Consider the following 16,753-nt stretch of genomic DNA (forward strand, 5'->3'; position numbering starts at 1 on the left):
TAAAACAATGAAAACATTTAAGATTGCAACCATCGCGCTGATTGTTGGTGGTGCTTTAGGGTTTGGTGCTAATCATTTTCTTACGGGCTCGGCTCACGACATGAGTGCGATGGGTGGCGAATCTGCTACAAGCTCTAATGATCCGCTTTACTGGGTTGCCCCAATGGATCCGAACTACAAACGCGACAAGCCGGGCAAATCCCCAATGGGCATGGATTTAATTCCGGTTTACGCGGAAGATCTATCTGGTGAGAAAAGTGCACCGGGTACTATCACTATCGACCCTTCCGTTGAAAACAACTTGGGTGTAAAGACAGCAAAAGTCACCTTGGAAAAACTGTCCCCACGTATCGAGACCGTTGGTTATATTGCCTTTGATGAAAGCCATCTATGGCAAACAAACGTTCGTGTTGCGGGTTGGGTAGAGAAACTTTACATCAATGCTGTGGGTGAGAAGGTGAAGAAAGGCGATGTTCTTTTCACTCTCTACTCTCCAGAACTGGTTAAAGCACAAGAAGAATTGCTGAATGCTTACCGCACTGGTCGCAACGGTTTAGTGAAAGGTGCGACAGAGCGTTTGGTGACGCTTGGTGTAGACCGTGGTCAAATCAAATCCATTACTCGTCGTGGTAAAGCATCGCAAACCATTGAAATCAAAGCGCCTGCTGATGGTGTTATCGCAAGCTTAAACGTGCGTGAGGGTGGCTATTTGTCCCCTGCTCAAGCGGTGATCAGTGCAGGTCCGTTGGACAATGTTTGGGTTGATGCGGAAGTCTTTGAGCGTCAAGCGCACTGGATGAAAGCGGGTTCTCAAGCCACGATGACCCTTGACGCGATTCCGGGCAATGAATGGCAAGGGGTCGTAGATTACGTGTACCCAATCCTTGATCCAACAACACGTACATTACGTGTACGCCTTAAATTTCCTAACCCAAATGGCGAATTAAAACCAAACATGTTTGCCAACATCGCGCTGCAACCAGTGACCGACGATGCCGTATTGACCATTCCTAAGTCCTCCGTCATTCGTTCCGGTGGTATGACTCGTGTAGTTCTGGCAGAAGGCGATGGTAAATACCGCTCAGCTCGAATTGAAGTTGGTCGTGAAGCCGGAGAGCAAATCGAGGTATTACAAGGTCTGAAGCAAGATGACAAGATAGTCACCTCTGCGCACTTCATGCTCGATTCTGAATCTAGCCAATCTGCAGATCTATCTCGTATTAACGGTGTCGAACCAGAAGCAGAAACGGCATGGGCAAAAGGTGAAATCACCGATGTAATGAAAGATCACCGCATGCTGACCATCAACCACCAGCCGGTACCAGAGTGGGATTGGCCTGGCATGGTGATGAACTTCACTTTCGCTGATGGCGTTGATATGGGTGACTTGAAAAAAGGCCAAGCCATTGAATTTGAAATGCAAAAGACAGAATCTGGCCAGTACCAAATCATCGACTACAAGGCAGATGAAAGCGTCATTGCAGCAGAAGTTTGGCTAACTGGTGACATCACGATGCTGATGGCTGATTTTGGCATGATCACTTTAAATCACCTGCCAGTAGCTGAATGGAACTGGGATGCAGGCGAGATGAACTTCTCTGTCGGTGAAGAGGTGGATTTATCCGGTTTTGAAGAAGGACAAAAGGTTCGATTTCTAGTTGAAAAACAAGGGTCTGACTATGTTCTTAAACAGCTAGTTCCTGCAACAACAGCCGTCGAGGGTTAATTATGATCAATGCTATTATTCGTTGGTCACTGAGCAACCGATTCCTAGTGTTGGTCGCGACCTTAGCCCTTATATTAGGCGGACTTTACAGTGTAAAGAATACGCCTGTTGATGCGATTCCGGATCTTTCTGATGTGCAAGTGATCATCAAGACAAGCTATCCGGGTCAAGCTCCTCAAGTCGTTGAGGATCAAGTTACTTACCCGCTCACCACCGCCATGCTTGCTGTGCCGGGGGCCGAGACAGTTCGTGGCTACTCTTTCTTTGGTGACTCTTACGTTTATATCATTTTCAACGATGATACCGACATGTACTGGGCACGTTCACGCGTGCTGGAGTACTTAAGCCAAGTAGCACCAAAGCTACCACCAAACGCAAAACCGACGTTAGGTCCTGATGCAACGGGTGTGGGCTGGGTTTACAGCTACGTATTACAAGACAAAACCGGTAAGCACGATTTGGCCGAACTTCGTAGCCTGCAAGACTGGTTCTTGAAGTACGAACTGCAAACCGTTGATGGCGTTTCTGAAGTCGCGACCGTTGGCGGCATGGTTAAGCAGTACCAAGTACAAATTGATCCTGCCAAGCTGCGTGCGTACAACCTCACTTTGCAACAAGTGAACATGGCAATCCAAAACGGCAACCAAGAAACCGGCGCGTCCGTTATCGAAGTTGCGGAAGCCGAACACATGGTTCGTACCACGGGTTACCTAACCAGTATTGAAGACATCAAATCATTGCCTCTAAAAGTCACCGAGAAAGGCACGCCTTTGCTACTAGGCGACATCGCAGACATTAACCTTGGTCCACAGATGCGTCGTGGTATCTCAGAGCTGAATGGCGAAGGAGAAGCGGTAGGTGGCGTTATCGTAATGCGCTTTGGCGAGAACGCGAGTGAAGTCATTGCAAAAGTAAAAGACAAGCTTGCAGACCTACAGCGCGGCCTACCAGAAGGTGTTGAAATTGTTGCAACTTACGACCGTTCGACTCTGATTGATGCAGCAGTAGAAAACCTATGGAAGAAACTTGCAGAAGAGTTCATCGTGGTTGCGATTGTGTGTGCGTTGTTCTTATTCCACATTCGTTCTTCGTTGGTTATCGCTCTGAGCCTACCGGTCGGCATTCTCACTGCGTTTATCGTGATGCATTGGCAAGGTATTAATGCCAACATTATGTCCCTTGGTGGTATCGCGATTGCCATCGGCGCCATGGTGGATGGTGCAATCGTTATGATCGAAAACGTTCACAAGCACATTGAACGAACGCCACTGACCGATAAAAACCGATGGCAAGTCATCAGTAAGGCAGCCGAAGAAGTCGGCGCTCCGCTGTTCTTCTCATTGCTGATCATTACTCTAAGCTTCGTGCCTGTGTTCGCCTTAGAAGGTCAGGAAGGCAAGATGTTCTCGCCACTTGCCTTCACTAAGACGTACGCCATGGCAGCGGCAGCAGGTTTGGCAATCACACTCGTCCCTGTACTTATGGGTTACTTCATTCGCGGTAAGGTGCTACCGGAGCACAAAAACCCGGTTAACCGCGGCTTGGTCGCGTTGTACCGTCCGCTATTGAATACCAGCTTAAAGTACCCTAAGACCATGATTATTATTGCATTAGGTCTAATGGCGTCGGCTTATTACCCAACCAGTAAGCTGGGTAGCGAGTTCATCCCGCCGCTGGATGAAGGCGACTTGATGTACATGCCAACAACCTACCCAGGAATCTCGATTGGTAAGGCGCGTGAGCTGCTACAGCAAACCAATAAGCTGATCAAAACCGTCCCAGAAGTACAGACGGTATGGGGCAAGATTGGTCGAGCTGAGACCGCAACCGATCCAGCGCCACTCACCATGATTGAAACCGTGATTCAGTTGAAGCCACGCGATCAATGGCGTGAAGGGGTAACGACAGAATCACTGCGTAAAGAGTTCGATGATCTAGTGCAATTCCCGGGATTAACCAACGCTTGGGTAATGCCAATCAAAACGCGTATCGACATGCTAGCAACGGGCATCAAAACCCCTATCGGCATCAAGATCGCGGGGCCTGATCTGAAAGTGATTGAGAAGATCGGTTCTCAGTTGGAACCAATTCTTAATGGCGTTCAGGGCACAGCATCGGTTTACGCAGAGCGTGTAGCAGGCGGTCGTTATGTCACGATCGACATCAAACGTCGTGCGGCAGCGCGTTACGGCTTAAGCATCAAAGACGTTCAGCAGGTGATCTCGACCGCAGTGGGCGGCATGAATGTGGGTGAAACCATCGAAGGCTTAGAGCGTTACCCAATCAATGTTCGTTACCCACAAGACTACCGTGACTCGGTGGTAAAACTGCAAAACCTGCCGTTAGTCACTCCAAATGGCGCTCGTATTGCGCTGGCTGATGTAGCGGACATTCGTTATGAAGACGGTCCTCCGATGATCAAGACAGAAAACGCACGCCCGAACGGCTGGGTATTTGTCGACATCGATGGTCGTGACCTTGGATCTTACGTCGTAGAAGCGCAACAGGTTGTTGCTTATCAATTGGAGCTTCCTGCGGGTTACTCGCTGGCTTGGTCTGGTCAATACGAATACATGGAACGTGCGAAAGACCGCTTGAGTGTCGTGGTACCAATCACCATCGCCATCATTATGCTGCTGCTTTACTTCAGCTTCCGTCGTGTCGGCGAAGTGATGATCATCATGCTTACCCTGCCGCTCGCTATGGTCGGTGGTTTGTGGCTCATGCATATCCTCAACTACAACTTCTCGATTGCCGTTGGGGTCGGCTTTATTGCCCTAGCAGGTGTCGCGGTTGAAATTGGAGTCATCATGCTCGTCTACCTTAACCAAGCGTGGCACTACAAAAAGCTGGATGCAGAAGAGAGCAAGCAAAAGCTTGAGGCGAAAGACCTAACCGATGCCATTCGTGAAGGTGCAGGCTTACGTGTTCGCCCAGTAATGATGACGGTACTGACGGTCATTATTGGCCTTATTCCAATCATGTACGGTGAAGGTACAGGGTCAGAAGTAATGCAACGTATCGCCGCACCAATGATTGGTGGTATGGCATCAGCATTACTACTGACGCTATTAGTACTGCCAGCCATCTTCAAGCTGTGGAAACAACGTGAGTTGTGCCAAAGCAATGCGACTAATCACCAAGCTAGCATACAAGCTAGTGATGTAAACAACAACGCTTAATCCCAACTTTCCCCTCAAACGTTCAGTTTTGAGGGGAAACAACCAAATTATTAATGAATTAAAACAAGGATATAAAAGATGAAAAAGACACTAATCACTCTTGCTCTAGCCTTAACAACAACGACTGCTTTTGCACAAATGGATCATTCAAACATGGATCATGGCGATATGGATCATAGCAATATGAAGCATGAAAACATGGACCACGGCAGCATGAAGATGGATCACAGCAAAATGGACCACTCCAACATGATGGATATGCCAGGCATGTCTGCGGTAGGTATGCCAGCAAAAGGCGCAAAGCCAGATAAAGTGGTACACGTACTCTTGAGTGATGACATGACGATCAAGTTCAAGAAAGATGTCAAGATTGAGCCAAACGATGTGGTGCAGTTTGTAGTCATGAACACGGGTAAAATCAACCACGAGTTCACGATCGGTTCTGCCAAAGAGCAGCTAGAACATCGTGAAATGATGAAGAACATGAGTGGTGACCACATGCACGATTCAGGCAACGCAGTCACAGTTGAGCCGGGTAAAGCCAAGCAATTACTGTGGCACTTCCACGGAGACAACAAGGTTGAGTTCGCTTGTAACATTCCAGGTCACGCAGAAGCGGGAATGGTTAAAAAGATTGAACTGTAAATAATGACCTGAAGAAACAAAGGAGCTGACAGTTAAGCTCCTTTTTAAAGCAGTATTAATCCCGCACCTGATACTAGCTTCTGCTTCCAAAGGCCAGTAGAGTACCTGCCCCAACAAACATACTGCCAAAAATTCGATTCAATATGACGGCATTTTTCGGCTCTTGAACTGACTTGGCAATACGACTAGCAACCAATGAATAGCCAAACATCACAGTTCCATCAATGAGAATCAAGGTCGTACCTAATATCAGTAATTGCTCGTGATAAGAGTAAGTAGGAACAATAAACTGCGGTAACAGTGCAATCAAAAAAACGATACTTTTTGGGTTAGTGATGTTGACCAATATCGATTGAAAAAACAATTTAGAATAGCTTTGTGTATTTATCGATTCTTCTTTATCAGCAAGATTTGGCAGCTCTTTAAACTTTTTGATACCTAAATAAATCAGATAACCTACCCCAACCCACTTTATCAACGAAAATAACACTTCTGATTTGACTAATAATGCCCCAAGCCCCATACCAACAACTGTGATATTAAATACGTTCCCACACTGCAGGCCTAAATTCGCTATCAAACTCGTTTTTAGGCCATATTTCATCGCAATAGACATACTATTTATGGCACCCGCTCCGGGGGAAATAGCAAGCATCAGACAAGCGATAAAAAAAGCAATCCAAAGGTTATAATCCATAGTAAAACTCCATAAGCTGTAAAACGAACACTGCAAGCTGTCAGTATGTTAAAATCGCACATAGAAAAGAAAAACTATGTTTTAGCATGTTCATTCGTAAGGAAAACTATGGATACTCGGTTCTTGGAAAGCTTAATTTCAGTGGTGGAAGAAGGTTCTATAGCAAGTGCTGCACGATCTCAAATGATCACACCAGCCGCAGTAAGCCAAAGAATCCAAGCACTTGAAGCAGAGTTTAAATGCAAATTGTTCAGCCGAGCTGGTAGTACAGTCCAACCAACTGACGCTTGTTTAGCACTGTTACCGAAAGTTAAACGTCTATTACAGGATGTCAGAATATTGGTTGATTCTGTACAAGATTCAGGTCTGAGTGGCACGTTGCGTGTGGGTGCAAACTCTACGTCCTTAACTGCTTTTATCCCTGGAGCACTAAAGTCCATTCGTCTAGCTGCTCCGAACGCAACATTCCAAGTGATTCCTGGAAATTCGATTGATTTATATCGTGATTTACAAGAGGGATTACTTGATGCGGCGATCATGGTAGAACCACCGACCAGCTTACCCAAATCATTACGTTCTTTGCCTTTGAGAACAGAACCATTAGTTCTAATACATCACCCAAAATACAAAGGCTCTCCTATGTCGATCTTACAAGCATCTTCTTACATTCGTTATGATCCTACGTGCTGGGGAGGACAAATCGCCGAAAAGTACATGATCCACAACCGCATTAAAAAGGCGCCTATTTTCGATTTAGACTCTCTCGAAGCGATCGCACAATTGGTTAGTGAGGATGTGGGTGTATCGTTCGTTCCTATGTGGGCTGGTCTGGAACATTTCTCTAATAAGATCAGTATCACACAGGTTGATAACGACCAACACAATACCGAAATCGTTCTTGTCAGTGCCTTTCATCCACGACAACCCAAGTTGCTAGGGCTCTTCTATGAGCACCTACTTAAGCTAGAGTCTGTCAACGCGGCTTAAGATTCGGAAGTAATAGGTAATAATAGGATATCAATGAAATCGCGAGGATGTTGAAGAACAAAAATTGGCGAACTGAGCTGTACCTCTACACCTCATAAAGGAACCCTTTATCACAATAAGACCAAGTAGACATTGAGGCTTTACCAAATGAAAAGCTGATACGCGTTTCAATGGCAGCTATTGATGAAGCGATATACTACCAAATGGATAAACAACTCGTTTTTGCCAAAACGCTCAACCTCACTGACCATCTCGATTTTTGATACCAAAGCCGTTACGTGCCCACAAAGCTACGTCAATCAGCGTAAAAACGGGGAAAGCTTGGTGTATGAAAAGATTCCTACAGAAAAAAGACAATAATCTAACAGTCATTAGAGTATTAACTCGCTATAGTTCGACTATATTCGCCTGAGTGTGAACCGAAATAAATAACACTAAGAAAATCAATAATGAAAAAGCTATTTCTGCTACTTGGATTGTTAGCCTGTTCGAGTGCAACGTACGCCGCCAAACTTAATGAAGACATCTCCGCGATTGAAGAGCATATTTCGGGTCGAATCGGAGTGTCTGTCTGGGATACTCAAACCGATGAACATTGGGACTATAGAGGCGACGAGCGCTTCCCGATGATGAGCACATTCAAAACGCTTGCATGTGCAACGATGCTTAGTGACATGGATAATGAAAAGCTCGATAAAAACGCCACAGCCAAAGTAGAAGAGCGCAATATGGTGGTTTGGTCACCAGTAATGGATCGTATGGCAGGTCAAACAACGCGTATTGAGCATGCTTGTGAAGCCGCAATGCTGATGAGCGACAATACCGCAGCCAACATTGTTTTGCGTAGCATTGGGGGTCCACGCGGTGTCACTACGTTCTTGCGCTCTATCGGTGATAAAGCAACGCGTCTTGACCGTTTTGAACCAAGACTGAACGAGGCGAACCCGGGCGACAAGCGAGACACCACAACACCTAATGCCATGGTAAATACGCTGCATACGTTGTTAGAAGGTGATGCGCTATCCTACGAATCACGCATTCAATTAAAAATCTGGATGCAGGATAACAAAGTCTCTGATTCTTTGATGCGCTCTGTATTACCAAAGGGTTGGTCGATTGCCGATCGTTCTGGCGCAGGTGGCTTTGGATCACGCGGCATCACAGCAATGATCTGGAAAGAGAATCATAAACCGATCTACATCAGCATTTACATTACTGAAACCGATTTATCCTTGCAGGCACGCGATCAGGTGATCGCTCAAGTGAGCCAGTTAATACTGGACGAGTACAATACTATTTAGCACTCGCTAAATACTAAAAAACGGAGCTTTTCGAGCTCCGTTTTTTGTGGCGGGTAGCCTTACCAGTAAGCAGGACTATCCAAACCTTTCACACAAGAGGGTGTGCCTTGGATTGGCGTCAGCTCACCTGCAAGTGATTGTTCTAACCAACCATGTGGAAAGCTTAAAGTATGATCGGCATTGTGGGCGTTTTTGTATTCTGTTCGTGATTAGGCCGCTACTTCACTAATCCTTGCTCAACCAAGCGTGGGAAGACCTCATTGCGGAAAATTGTGCTTATCGCGATGTCATCCACGTTTGAAGAATCTACCCATTGGCATTCTTCAATTTCGTTACTGGCAACCACCTCGCCCAAATAATCATTTACGAAGAACACATCCATAACCAAAGTAATGCCGTCTTTATCGTGTGCAGGCGCCTCAAAGCGACCAAACAGCGTTAAGGCATCTTCCGCCACGACAATACTTACTTCTTCTTGCAGTTCACGACACAATGCTTGCTCTGATGTTTCACCACTATCCAGTTTTCCACCCGGCGCATAGAAGGTGTCTTTGCCTTTTGATCGCAGCACTAACAACGCACCGTCTTTAATGATGATACCTGCTGACTTATGCATCTTGCTTTCCTTTTAAGTGCTAGAGAAATTTCTCGATCATGACTTCATTGATATATTGGCCGTTAACCTTAGCGTGCTTCTTAGCGGTACCAACCACTTCAAAGCCATGTTTTAGATACGTTGCGAGCGCGTTGGGGTTGTCCTCTCGGACATAAGCAAACAACTTTTCATAGCCTTTGGACTTCGCATCAGCAAAGGTGGCGGTAAACAACGCTGACGCGACACCTTGTCGACGGCACTTGGCATCGACGAACGTACCGATAATACCCACATGTGCGAATGCCTTGGTATAACTGGCGAAAGGCTCTACGTTTTGGAAACCGAGCACGGCACTGTCTTCCTCGTTCCCTTCTTTTACATTCAATGCCACATTGAACACACCCGTTTCAGGAAAGCTTTCAATGAAGCCTTCTTCCTCTTCTGGAGTGAAGGTGGTATCAAGGATTGTGTATAAGCCCTCTTCTATGATGGGATTGAGAACTTCGGTAATGCCTTGAGCGTGCTGTTTTTGTGCCTTTTTGACGACAACTTTCATAGTATTTTCGTTCTTTTTGTAGGGATGAAATAGGAGCTCGATTATCTTCTATCTTGATCGTAAAACCAATGACCTAACGATCGTTCGATCAGTAAGTATCCACTGACAATCTTATCGTTAACGCTCTATAAATAAACCACCGCTTCGATGTTGTTACCATCGGGATCATAAAAAAACGCCGCGTAGTAATTTGGCGCATAGTGCTCACGCAAGCCTGGCTCACCATGACAAGTAAAACCAGCGTCAATACCTGCTTTATGAAATGCCTCGACGGACGCTTTATCATTCGCTTTAAACGCAACGTGGCAAGGGGCACTTTGAGCCCCCTTTTCTATCAGGAAGCGCGTATTGGACTCACCAACTAACCCAAAGCCTGCCGCTGCTTCGTCTGACCATTTTAGTTCGATGCCCAAAGTGATAAGAACCTTGGAATAAAAAGCGACACAGGCATCAAAATCCACAACCTTAATTTCAAAATGATCAATCATACCAATCCCTATTTGATTGAATTTGTTCCATAAAAAAGACCACCTTAGTCAAAGGTGGTCTTGATTGCGAAGTCTATCGTTTTAGCGATAACAAACTTGTCGGTAATGCCTCAGCTTAACTTAAAGGACGGCCTTCATAATCGCCCGTCAGTGTTTTCAAGAACGCTTTGATGGCATCCACTTCTTCATCCGACATTTCCACTCCGACTTGGTATTTACCCATGTCGTAGATGGCTTTTTCTAGCGTATCGGCATGGCCATCGTGGAAGTATGGTGCGGTCAGTTCAATGTTGCGCAAGGTTGGCACTTTGAACTTATGTTTGTCTTCTTTGTTGCCAGTGAAGTTGTAACGACCAAGGTCTGCATCCGTCATGTCGGTACCACGGTCCGCAAAATAATCCGCTTTCATGCCCATGGTTTCAAACGTTTCACCACCCATCGCTTCACCCGCGTGACAGGTTTGACAATCGTACTTCTTGAACAGCATCAAGCCGTATTTCTCGTGCGAGTCCAGCGTCTTTGTATCCCCCATCATGTATTGGTCGAAGCGGCTGTTTGGTGTGGTTAGGGTTTTCTCAAACTCGGCAATCGCATCCGTAATGTTGCTGCCATTAATCTCACCTGAGTAAACCTTTTGGAACATCGCGACCATGTCTGGGTCTTGGCTTAACTTATCGACGATTTCATCCCAATCCATAGAGCCCATTTCAATCGGGTTAAACGGAGGACCACCCGCTTGGTCTTGCAGATCCGCGGCACGACCATCCCAGAATTGCAGCTTGTTGTACACAGCGTTAAACACGGTTGGCGCATTAATGCCACCAACTTGACCATGAATACCAACAGACGTTACGAGTCGGTCCACGCCGCCTGTATCAAGGCTGTGGCATGATGCACATGAGACAGTATTGTCGCCTGAAAGTCGTGTGTCGTGGTAAAGCACCTTACCCAGTTCAACCTTGTCTGCGTCGGTTTCAAACGTAGTGTAAATTGGTTGTAGAACTTTGGCTTTACGTTCTTCAGATACCGGTGATTGTGCGTGGCGCTCAGCACGCTTTTCACGAATCCATTTCAGCAGCGTGTGTTTTTCATCTTTCGACATACTTGCAGACCAGTGCATGGTCAGGTAAATCGCTGGCGGCATAGAATCGTCGTAGAGCACCTTCTCAAGACGAGCCAAAGCCACTTCAGAAACTGGATCGTTCTGCTTCACGTCATCCAGCAAGTTTGTCATGTCAAAGTGACGCATGGCCACTTTTACATCCGCTTCCATAATTTGTTTTGCCACTGGCATTTCAGAATAGAAAGGCATTTCACTGCTCGGCGTATGACAGTAGCCACAACCTTTATCCGCCAATACCTTCATCGCTTGATAATCCAGTGTCGATTGATCTAACGAACTAAATTGCGTTAGATTTTGTTGAGCCACTTTTTTATCGTCTTGGTTCACCATATAGACTGTACCGAAGTACGCCACCAAGCCAACTCCTACAATCCCTAGCGTTATTTTCTTTTTATTCATCACTGTTCCCCTAAATCAGTTGGGGCGAAAGTTATTGAAATGGCGATATTTTTAAAAATGGGAAAAAGGAATTGATATTAATCGAATATTTAGATGAGCAACGAATTTAACATCTAAAGTTCGTAAAAACAGACACTTGGGGCAATAAGTGAAAAATATAACATAAAAACAACAACTTAAAACCGCAACTTTTATTGATATGAGTCAAAAATGACGAGAGCACCAATATATTAACCAAACATATTAAATTCGATTAAAAATAATTCAGAACGAAATAAAGTAGGAATTTAGGAAGGAATTATAGGCATAAAAAAAGGCAGCTCGTGAGCTACCTTTTTTGTAAGTCAGCAAATTAAATTATGCTTTCTTAACATCTTTAGCTGGGTAAGTCAGAGTTGCTTCACCAGCTTGAACGCGTACGTAGAAACCGCCGCTGCTCAGACCTGTAACAACCATTTCACCTAGATCGATACCTTTAGTAGCTACTACTACGTCACCGATTGAAAACATATTTAATACCTTGTTTATGTAGATTATGACCTTAAGTCGTTGGCGGTATTTAATCTGAAATCGCACCCTTAACCTAATCAGGTTTTTTGTCGTTATGATTAACTTTTGTTGTTGCGATAAGCCTTATTTTTAAAGGCATTACAGGGCTATGACGAAGATCGCTTTTACAAGCATAAACTCGAAGAAGTAAAGGGGAGATTTCCCCCTCATAGGCTAAGATGGCATGGTTATAGTCGCATTTAATTATGCTTTTTCTATCCGGAGATAGACGATGAAAAATGGTCTCACAATTCGTGCTTTAGAACGTTCAGACCTGCGCTTTATTCACGACCTCAACAATAACCGTAATATCATGACGTATTGGTTTGAAGAACCGTACGAATCCCACGATGAATTAGAAGAGCTTTACCGCAAACATATTCACGACGACGCCGAGCGCCGCTTTGTAGTGGAAGATGAACACGGCGTATTAATTGGTCTGGTAGAGCTGATTGAGATTAACTACATTCACCGTAGTGCTGAATTCCAAATCATCATCGCACCAGATCATCAAGGGCGAGGTTATGCCGAAGAGGTGATCAATCGAGCTTTGGATTATTCATTCTCAATTCTTAACCTGCACAAAATCTATTTGTTAGTTGCCTTAGACAACGAAAAAGCGATTCACCTTTACCAGAAGTGCGGTTTTATTGAGGAAGGTCATCTCGTGCAAGAGTACTTCATTAACGGTAGCTACCGCGATGTAAAACGCATGTACATTCTGCAAGACCAATACCGCGAAAAACTCGAGAGCAATCAATAACAATAAAACAACGGTAAGCGAAAGCCTGCTTACCGTTGTTTTAAACTGATTTATTGGTTTTTCCAGCTGTAGCCGATGCTCAGGAAGTACAAAGCAGGATCATCAAAGCTTGCAACAGGAATACCCGCCATTTTCACTTCAGACGACTCAATAAGCATTGCTTCAAAGGCAACAGAAACGGTGCTTGCTTCATCAATCTTGTAGTCAATACCTGTACCTAAACGGTAAGCATTGCCTGAAGGAATGGTGAGATCACCATTGGATTGATCTGCAAACATACTAGAGTCAAATGCGAAACCTGCATTCCACATGACTTTGCTGTTCACCTTGTATTGAGTGCCAAGTGCAATTTGGTAAGTGTCTTGCGTCTCAACATCCATCAGCGTTTGGTACGCGCTCCAATCTTGCCAGTTCAAGTTACCCAGTACCGCCAGTTTGTCGTTGAGCTCATGGTAAGCACTGAATACCAACTGCTGAGGCGCAACGGCACTGGTCGAGAAGTCTTTATCGTCGAATTCGAACTCAGTTTCATTCGAGTAAGACAGACCTAAGCGAGTACCTGAATTCAACTCATACAGCACACCAACGCGGCCATTGACTTGAGTATCTGTATCTTCAATGCCACCAGCGATTGCCGTACCATCAACTTTGACATCCATATCTAAAATGCCGTAATGGATGCCCAATGCAGCACCTACAGACCATTGATCGTTAATACGGTATGAAGCAGAAGGTTGAACCGTCACGGCCTGAGTAATTGCATTAGGAATATCAATACGGCTGAACAGCTTGTCGTATTCCAGACCTAAGCCGTAGTTGCCGTACATACCAATACCAAGCGTCCACTTATCGTTCACCTGTTGGCTATAAAATGCAGAACCAAGTGGGACGTAGCCAATGATATTCCCTGCATCACCGCCACCAAGCGTGTCTAGCGTGGTATCGCCATACAAGCTGATCAGATGGCCGGAAAATGACTGGCCTGCCACGTTAGACAAACCCGCGGGGTTCGCCGCCATGACCGAAGCATCCTGCGCCCTTGCGGCCATGCCCGCAGAAGCCAAACCGATATCAGTAGTGGAAGTCTCGTACAAGTACAGACCTCCTGCTTGCGCTGCTGCACACGAGAGGAGGGACCCCGCAACAACGATTTTGGTAAGATTTTTCATATTATATTTATTCCACTTGAACTAACTGAATGCGTTATCCAATCCCCATCAAATAAAGATCTGCAAACAAACGTTGGATAAGTTAGGGATAGACGATTAAACGCTGTAGAAAACTAAGAGGAAGAATAATAGGAAGTTCTATCACCTATGGTTATATGCGTTATAACCTTGTTATTAACTGGCTGAGATAAAAAAAAACGCAGCCCGAAGACTGCGTTGTGATTCATTACAAATGAACTTATGCCCAAGCTTGAAGCTAACCTCTCACTTACAATTTTTCGACGCCCATATTGAACAAAGTGAAGCTGTAAACATCCGCGGTTTTCTCGATAATTTTACTAGTCGGTGTACCTGCACCATGACCTGCATTGGTTTCGATTCGAATCAAGGTTGGGTTTGTACCTGCTTGTTTCGACTGCAACTCGGCAGCAAATTTGTAGGAGTGTGCTGGCACCACGCGATCATCATGATCCCCGGTTGTTACCATAGTTGCCGGGTATTTAACGCCGGCTTTTACGTTATGAACTGGCGAGTAACCTTTGAGGTAATCGAACATCTCTTTACTTTGCTCTGCGGTACCGTAGTCATAAGCCCAGCCCGCTCCTGCCGTGAAGGTGTGGTAGCGAAGCATATCCAATACACCAACTGCCGGCAGTGCCACTTTAAACAGCTCTGGGCGCTGCGTCATCACTGCCCCGACGAGCAAGCCGCCGTTCGAGCCACCATTAATCGCAAGCTTGTCTGATGAGGTGTAGTCTTTATCGATAAGGAACTCAGCTCCGGCAATAAAGTCATCAAACGAGTTTTGCTTCTCTAACTTGGTGCCAGCATTGTGCCACTCTTTACCGTACTCACCACCACCACGGATGTTCGCAACAGCGTAGATTCCGCCCATTTCCAACCATGCCGCTCTGCTTGGACTGAAGTAAGGCGTCAGGCTGATATTGAAACCACCATAACCATACAAGATCGTTGGCGCAGTGCCGTCCATCGGCGTGCCTTTTTTGTAGGTGATGATCATTGGGATCTTGGTGCCGTCTTTCGATTTGTAGAACACCTGACGAGATTCAAATTGTGCCGGATCGAATGGTGCGTTCGATTTGTGGTAAACCTCGCTGTCACCCTCTTTGATATCTAATCGATAGGTCGTGCTTGGCGTCTTGTAGTTGGTGAAAGAGTAGTAGACTTCAGCGTCTTCTTTCTTACCCCAAAAACCGTAAGCACTACCGATGTCTGGCAGCTTGATTTCACGAATGAACTTACCGTCCATATCGTATTGTTTGACCATCGAAAGCGCGTCAACAATGTAGCTTGCGAATAGGTAACCGCCCGCTGTTGATGGGCTAAGCACGTTATCAGTTTCAGGAATTAAATCTTTCCAATTCGTTGGCTCAGGGTTGCTCGCGTCCACCGTCACTACACGTTTGTTTGGCGCATCTAAGTTCGTGACCAAATACAGCTTGGTGCCTTTGCTATCAATCACCCAAGTATCAGAATTGGTGTTATCCAAAATGGTTTGCAGCGGACTGTCTGGCTTGGTCAAATCTTTCAAGAACAGCTTGTTGCCCGACGTTGACGTGCTTGCCGAAATAAACAGGTAACGTTGGTCGTCCGAAGTGTAACCGCGAACGTATCGGTGCTTCTCTGCCTCTGTACCACCGAAGATAAGCTTATCATCACTTTGCTTAGTACCTAGCTCGTGATAGTAAAGCTTATGTTGGTCGGTTTTTGCCGAAAGCTCGCTGCCTTCTGGCTTGTCGTAACTTGAGTAGTAGAAACCTTCATTCCCCAGCCAATTTACGCCGCTGAACTTAATATCCACCAGCGTCTCACCGACAGGCTTTTTGGTCTCGGCATCAAGCACAATCACTTTGCGCCAGTCGCTACCGCCTTCTGAAATGCTGTAAGCGACTAAAGAACCATCTTTGGTGAAACTCACGTTCGCCAGCGAAGTTGTGCCATCTTCACTAAAAGTATTTGGATCGAGGAAAATTTCTGGCTTGCCATCATCGAGTTGGCGGTAAAGCACATCTTGGTTTTGTAAACCATCGTTTTTGTAGAAATAAGTGTATTTGCCTTCTTTGAATGGACGCCCTAACTTCTCGTAATCCATTAACTGAGTTAAGCGTTCTTCAATCTGGTAACGATAAGGAATTTGCGCCAAGTAATCGAACGTGACTTGGTTCTGCGCTTTGACCCAATCAGCCGTTTCTTTGCTGCGGTCATCTTCTAACCAGCGGTATGGGTCACTGACTTTGGTACCAAAATACTCATCTTCCACATCGATTTTCTTTGTCGTTGGGTACTTCACCGCCATTTTGTGTACGTGTTCAACCAGCTTTTGTGTTGAGTCTTCTGCATACGCGCTCGGCAACATTCCCGTCATCGCAAACGCCGTCACCAATGCTAAGGTTTTCTTTTTCATAGACTTCCTTTTCTGTTTTTGTTTTGTGTAATGCATCAAGCATCTTACCTATATCGGAGAAATGATTCTAATCGTCTGAATAAAGCTGTGAATCCACGGAGACAAAGTGAGTCACTTTGCCCCGTGAGATAGACAAACCTCGGTTTAT

The 16,753-nt window shown here is 45.5% G+C and carries 14 protein-coding genes; 6 read left to right on the forward strand and 8 right to left on the reverse strand.

The genetic code is table 11. The features are described from left to right. The first annotated feature begins 7 nt into the window (after window positions 1-7). The 3 genes from KIO97_RS14460 to KIO97_RS14470 all read left to right on the forward strand — a co-directional run bounded on the left by KIO97_RS14460 (window position 8) and on the right by KIO97_RS14470 (window position 5,553). On the forward strand, window positions 8-1,726 hold the full coding sequence (locus KIO97_RS14460) for an efflux RND transporter periplasmic adaptor subunit (RefSeq protein ID WP_285383140.1): 1,719 nt from the start codon (window positions 8-10) through the stop codon (window positions 1,724-1,726). A 2-nt stretch (window positions 1,727-1,728) separates the two neighbouring features. After that, window positions 1,729-4,908, forward strand: a complete 3,180-nt coding sequence (locus KIO97_RS14465; RefSeq protein WP_285383142.1) for an efflux RND transporter permease subunit — start codon at window positions 1,729-1,731, stop codon at window positions 4,906-4,908. A 78-nt stretch (window positions 4,909-4,986) separates the two neighbouring features. Beyond that, complete coding sequence (locus KIO97_RS14470; protein ID WP_005425081.1) at window positions 4,987-5,553, forward strand: cupredoxin family protein; 567 nt, start codon at window positions 4,987-4,989, stop codon at window positions 5,551-5,553. Window positions 5,554-5,626: 73 nt separating this feature from the next. On the opposite strand, the gene rhtB is transcribed toward KIO97_RS14470, so the two are convergent. Then, window positions 5,627-6,250 carry a homoserine/homoserine lactone efflux protein gene (gene rhtB / locus KIO97_RS14475; protein ID WP_285383144.1) on the reverse strand — a complete coding sequence of 208 codons (624 nt, stop codon included), beginning with the start codon at window positions 6,248-6,250 and terminating at the stop codon, window positions 5,627-5,629. 108 nt (window positions 6,251-6,358) lie between these two features. Here rhtB and KIO97_RS14480 point away from each other — a divergent pair, with 108 nt between their 5' ends. Next, window positions 6,359-7,237: a LysR family transcriptional regulator gene (locus tag KIO97_RS14480; protein WP_021018142.1), complete on the forward strand. Its 879-nt coding sequence runs from the start codon at window positions 6,359-6,361 to the stop codon at window positions 7,235-7,237. Window positions 7,238-7,686: 449 nt separating this feature from the next. Beyond that, window positions 7,687-8,538, forward strand: a complete 852-nt coding sequence (blaCARB, locus tag KIO97_RS14485; RefSeq protein WP_050906770.1) for a CARB/PSE/RTG family carbenicillin-hydrolyzing class A beta-lactamase — start codon at window positions 7,687-7,689, stop codon at window positions 8,536-8,538. Window positions 8,539-8,755: 217 nt separating this feature from the next. Here blaCARB and KIO97_RS14490 read toward each other — a convergent pair whose 3' ends face one another. From KIO97_RS14490 to KIO97_RS14510, 5 genes are all read right to left on the reverse strand, one after another. Then, window positions 8,756-9,154 carry an NUDIX domain-containing protein gene (locus tag KIO97_RS14490; RefSeq protein ID WP_050906769.1) on the reverse strand — a complete coding sequence of 133 codons (399 nt, stop codon included), beginning with the start codon at window positions 9,152-9,154 and terminating at the stop codon, window positions 8,756-8,758. A 19-nt stretch (window positions 9,155-9,173) separates the two neighbouring features. After that, a complete protein-coding gene (locus KIO97_RS14495; protein WP_050906768.1) occupies window positions 9,174-9,689 on the reverse strand; it encodes a GNAT family N-acetyltransferase in 516 nt (171 codons plus the stop codon). Window positions 9,690-9,814: 125 nt separating this feature from the next. Continuing rightward, entirely contained in the window at window positions 9,815-10,177 is a 363-nt protein-coding gene (locus tag KIO97_RS14500; protein WP_050906767.1) for a VOC family protein, read from the reverse strand. A 115-nt stretch (window positions 10,178-10,292) separates the two neighbouring features. Continuing rightward, window positions 10,293-11,699, reverse strand: a complete 1,407-nt coding sequence (locus KIO97_RS14505; RefSeq protein ID WP_050906766.1) for a cytochrome c peroxidase — start codon at window positions 11,697-11,699, stop codon at window positions 10,293-10,295. A gap of 357 nt (window positions 11,700-12,056) precedes the next feature. Beyond that, window positions 12,057-12,209, reverse strand: coding sequence for a hypothetical protein (locus KIO97_RS14510; protein ID WP_005426336.1), 153 nt, complete (start codon window positions 12,207-12,209; stop codon window positions 12,057-12,059). Between the two features lie 271 nt (window positions 12,210-12,480). On the opposite strand from KIO97_RS14510, the gene speG reads away from it, so the two are divergent. Further along, window positions 12,481-13,011 (forward strand): spermidine N1-acetyltransferase, encoded by a 531-nt coding sequence (speG, locus tag KIO97_RS14515; RefSeq protein WP_050904929.1) that lies wholly within the window; start codon window positions 12,481-12,483, stop codon window positions 13,009-13,011. Window positions 13,012-13,061: 50 nt separating this feature from the next. Here speG and KIO97_RS14520 read toward each other — a convergent pair whose 3' ends face one another. Further along, window positions 13,062-14,180, reverse strand: a complete 1,119-nt coding sequence (locus tag KIO97_RS14520; protein WP_285383149.1) for an OmpP1/FadL family transporter — start codon at window positions 14,178-14,180, stop codon at window positions 13,062-13,064. A gap of 268 nt (window positions 14,181-14,448) precedes the next feature. After that, window positions 14,449-16,605, reverse strand: coding sequence for a prolyl oligopeptidase family protein (locus tag KIO97_RS14525; RefSeq protein WP_050905905.1), 2,157 nt, complete (start codon window positions 16,603-16,605; stop codon window positions 14,449-14,451). Window positions 16,606-16,753: the final 148 nt, after the last annotated feature.

This window comes from Vibrio sp. B181a (assembly GCF_030248375.1).
GTDB classification, from domain to species: domain Bacteria; phylum Pseudomonadota; class Gammaproteobacteria; order Enterobacterales; family Vibrionaceae; genus Vibrio; species Vibrio campbellii.

What these genes read in the sequence shown, in the direction of transcription:
- KIO97_RS14460 (WP_285383140.1), top strand. Translation starts at nt 8, where the DNA reads ATGAAAACATTTAAGATTGCAACCATCGCGCTGATTGTTGGTGGTGCT.
- KIO97_RS14465 (WP_285383142.1), top strand. Translation starts at nt 1,729, where the DNA reads ATGATCAATGCTATTATTCGTTGGTCACTGAGCAACCGATTCCTAGTG.
- KIO97_RS14470 (WP_005425081.1), top strand. Translation starts at nt 4,987, where the DNA reads ATGAAAAAGACACTAATCACTCTTGCTCTAGCCTTAACAACAACGACT.
- rhtB (WP_285383144.1), bottom strand. Translation starts at nt 6,250, where the DNA reads ATGGATTATAACCTTTGGATTGCTTTTTTTATCGCTTGTCTGATGCTT.
- KIO97_RS14480 (WP_021018142.1), top strand. Translation starts at nt 6,359, where the DNA reads ATGGATACTCGGTTCTTGGAAAGCTTAATTTCAGTGGTGGAAGAAGGT.
- blaCARB (WP_050906770.1), top strand. Translation starts at nt 7,687, where the DNA reads ATGAAAAAGCTATTTCTGCTACTTGGATTGTTAGCCTGTTCGAGTGCA.
- KIO97_RS14490 (WP_050906769.1), bottom strand. Translation starts at nt 9,154, where the DNA reads ATGCATAAGTCAGCAGGTATCATCATTAAAGACGGTGCGTTGTTAGTG.
- KIO97_RS14495 (WP_050906768.1), bottom strand. Translation starts at nt 9,689, where the DNA reads ATGAAAGTTGTCGTCAAAAAGGCACAAAAACAGCACGCTCAAGGCATT.
- KIO97_RS14500 (WP_050906767.1), bottom strand. Translation starts at nt 10,177, where the DNA reads ATGATTGATCATTTTGAAATTAAGGTTGTGGATTTTGATGCCTGTGTC.
- KIO97_RS14505 (WP_050906766.1), bottom strand. Translation starts at nt 11,699, where the DNA reads ATGAATAAAAAGAAAATAACGCTAGGGATTGTAGGAGTTGGCTTGGTG.
- KIO97_RS14510 (WP_005426336.1), bottom strand. Translation starts at nt 12,209, where the DNA reads ATGTTTTCAATCGGTGACGTAGTAGTAGCTACTAAAGGTATCGATCTA.
- speG (WP_050904929.1), top strand. Translation starts at nt 12,481, where the DNA reads ATGAAAAATGGTCTCACAATTCGTGCTTTAGAACGTTCAGACCTGCGC.
- KIO97_RS14520 (WP_285383149.1), bottom strand. Translation starts at nt 14,180, where the DNA reads ATGAAAAATCTTACCAAAATCGTTGTTGCGGGGTCCCTCCTCTCGTGT.
- KIO97_RS14525 (WP_050905905.1), bottom strand. Translation starts at nt 16,605, where the DNA reads ATGAAAAAGAAAACCTTAGCATTGGTGACGGCGTTTGCGATGACGGGA.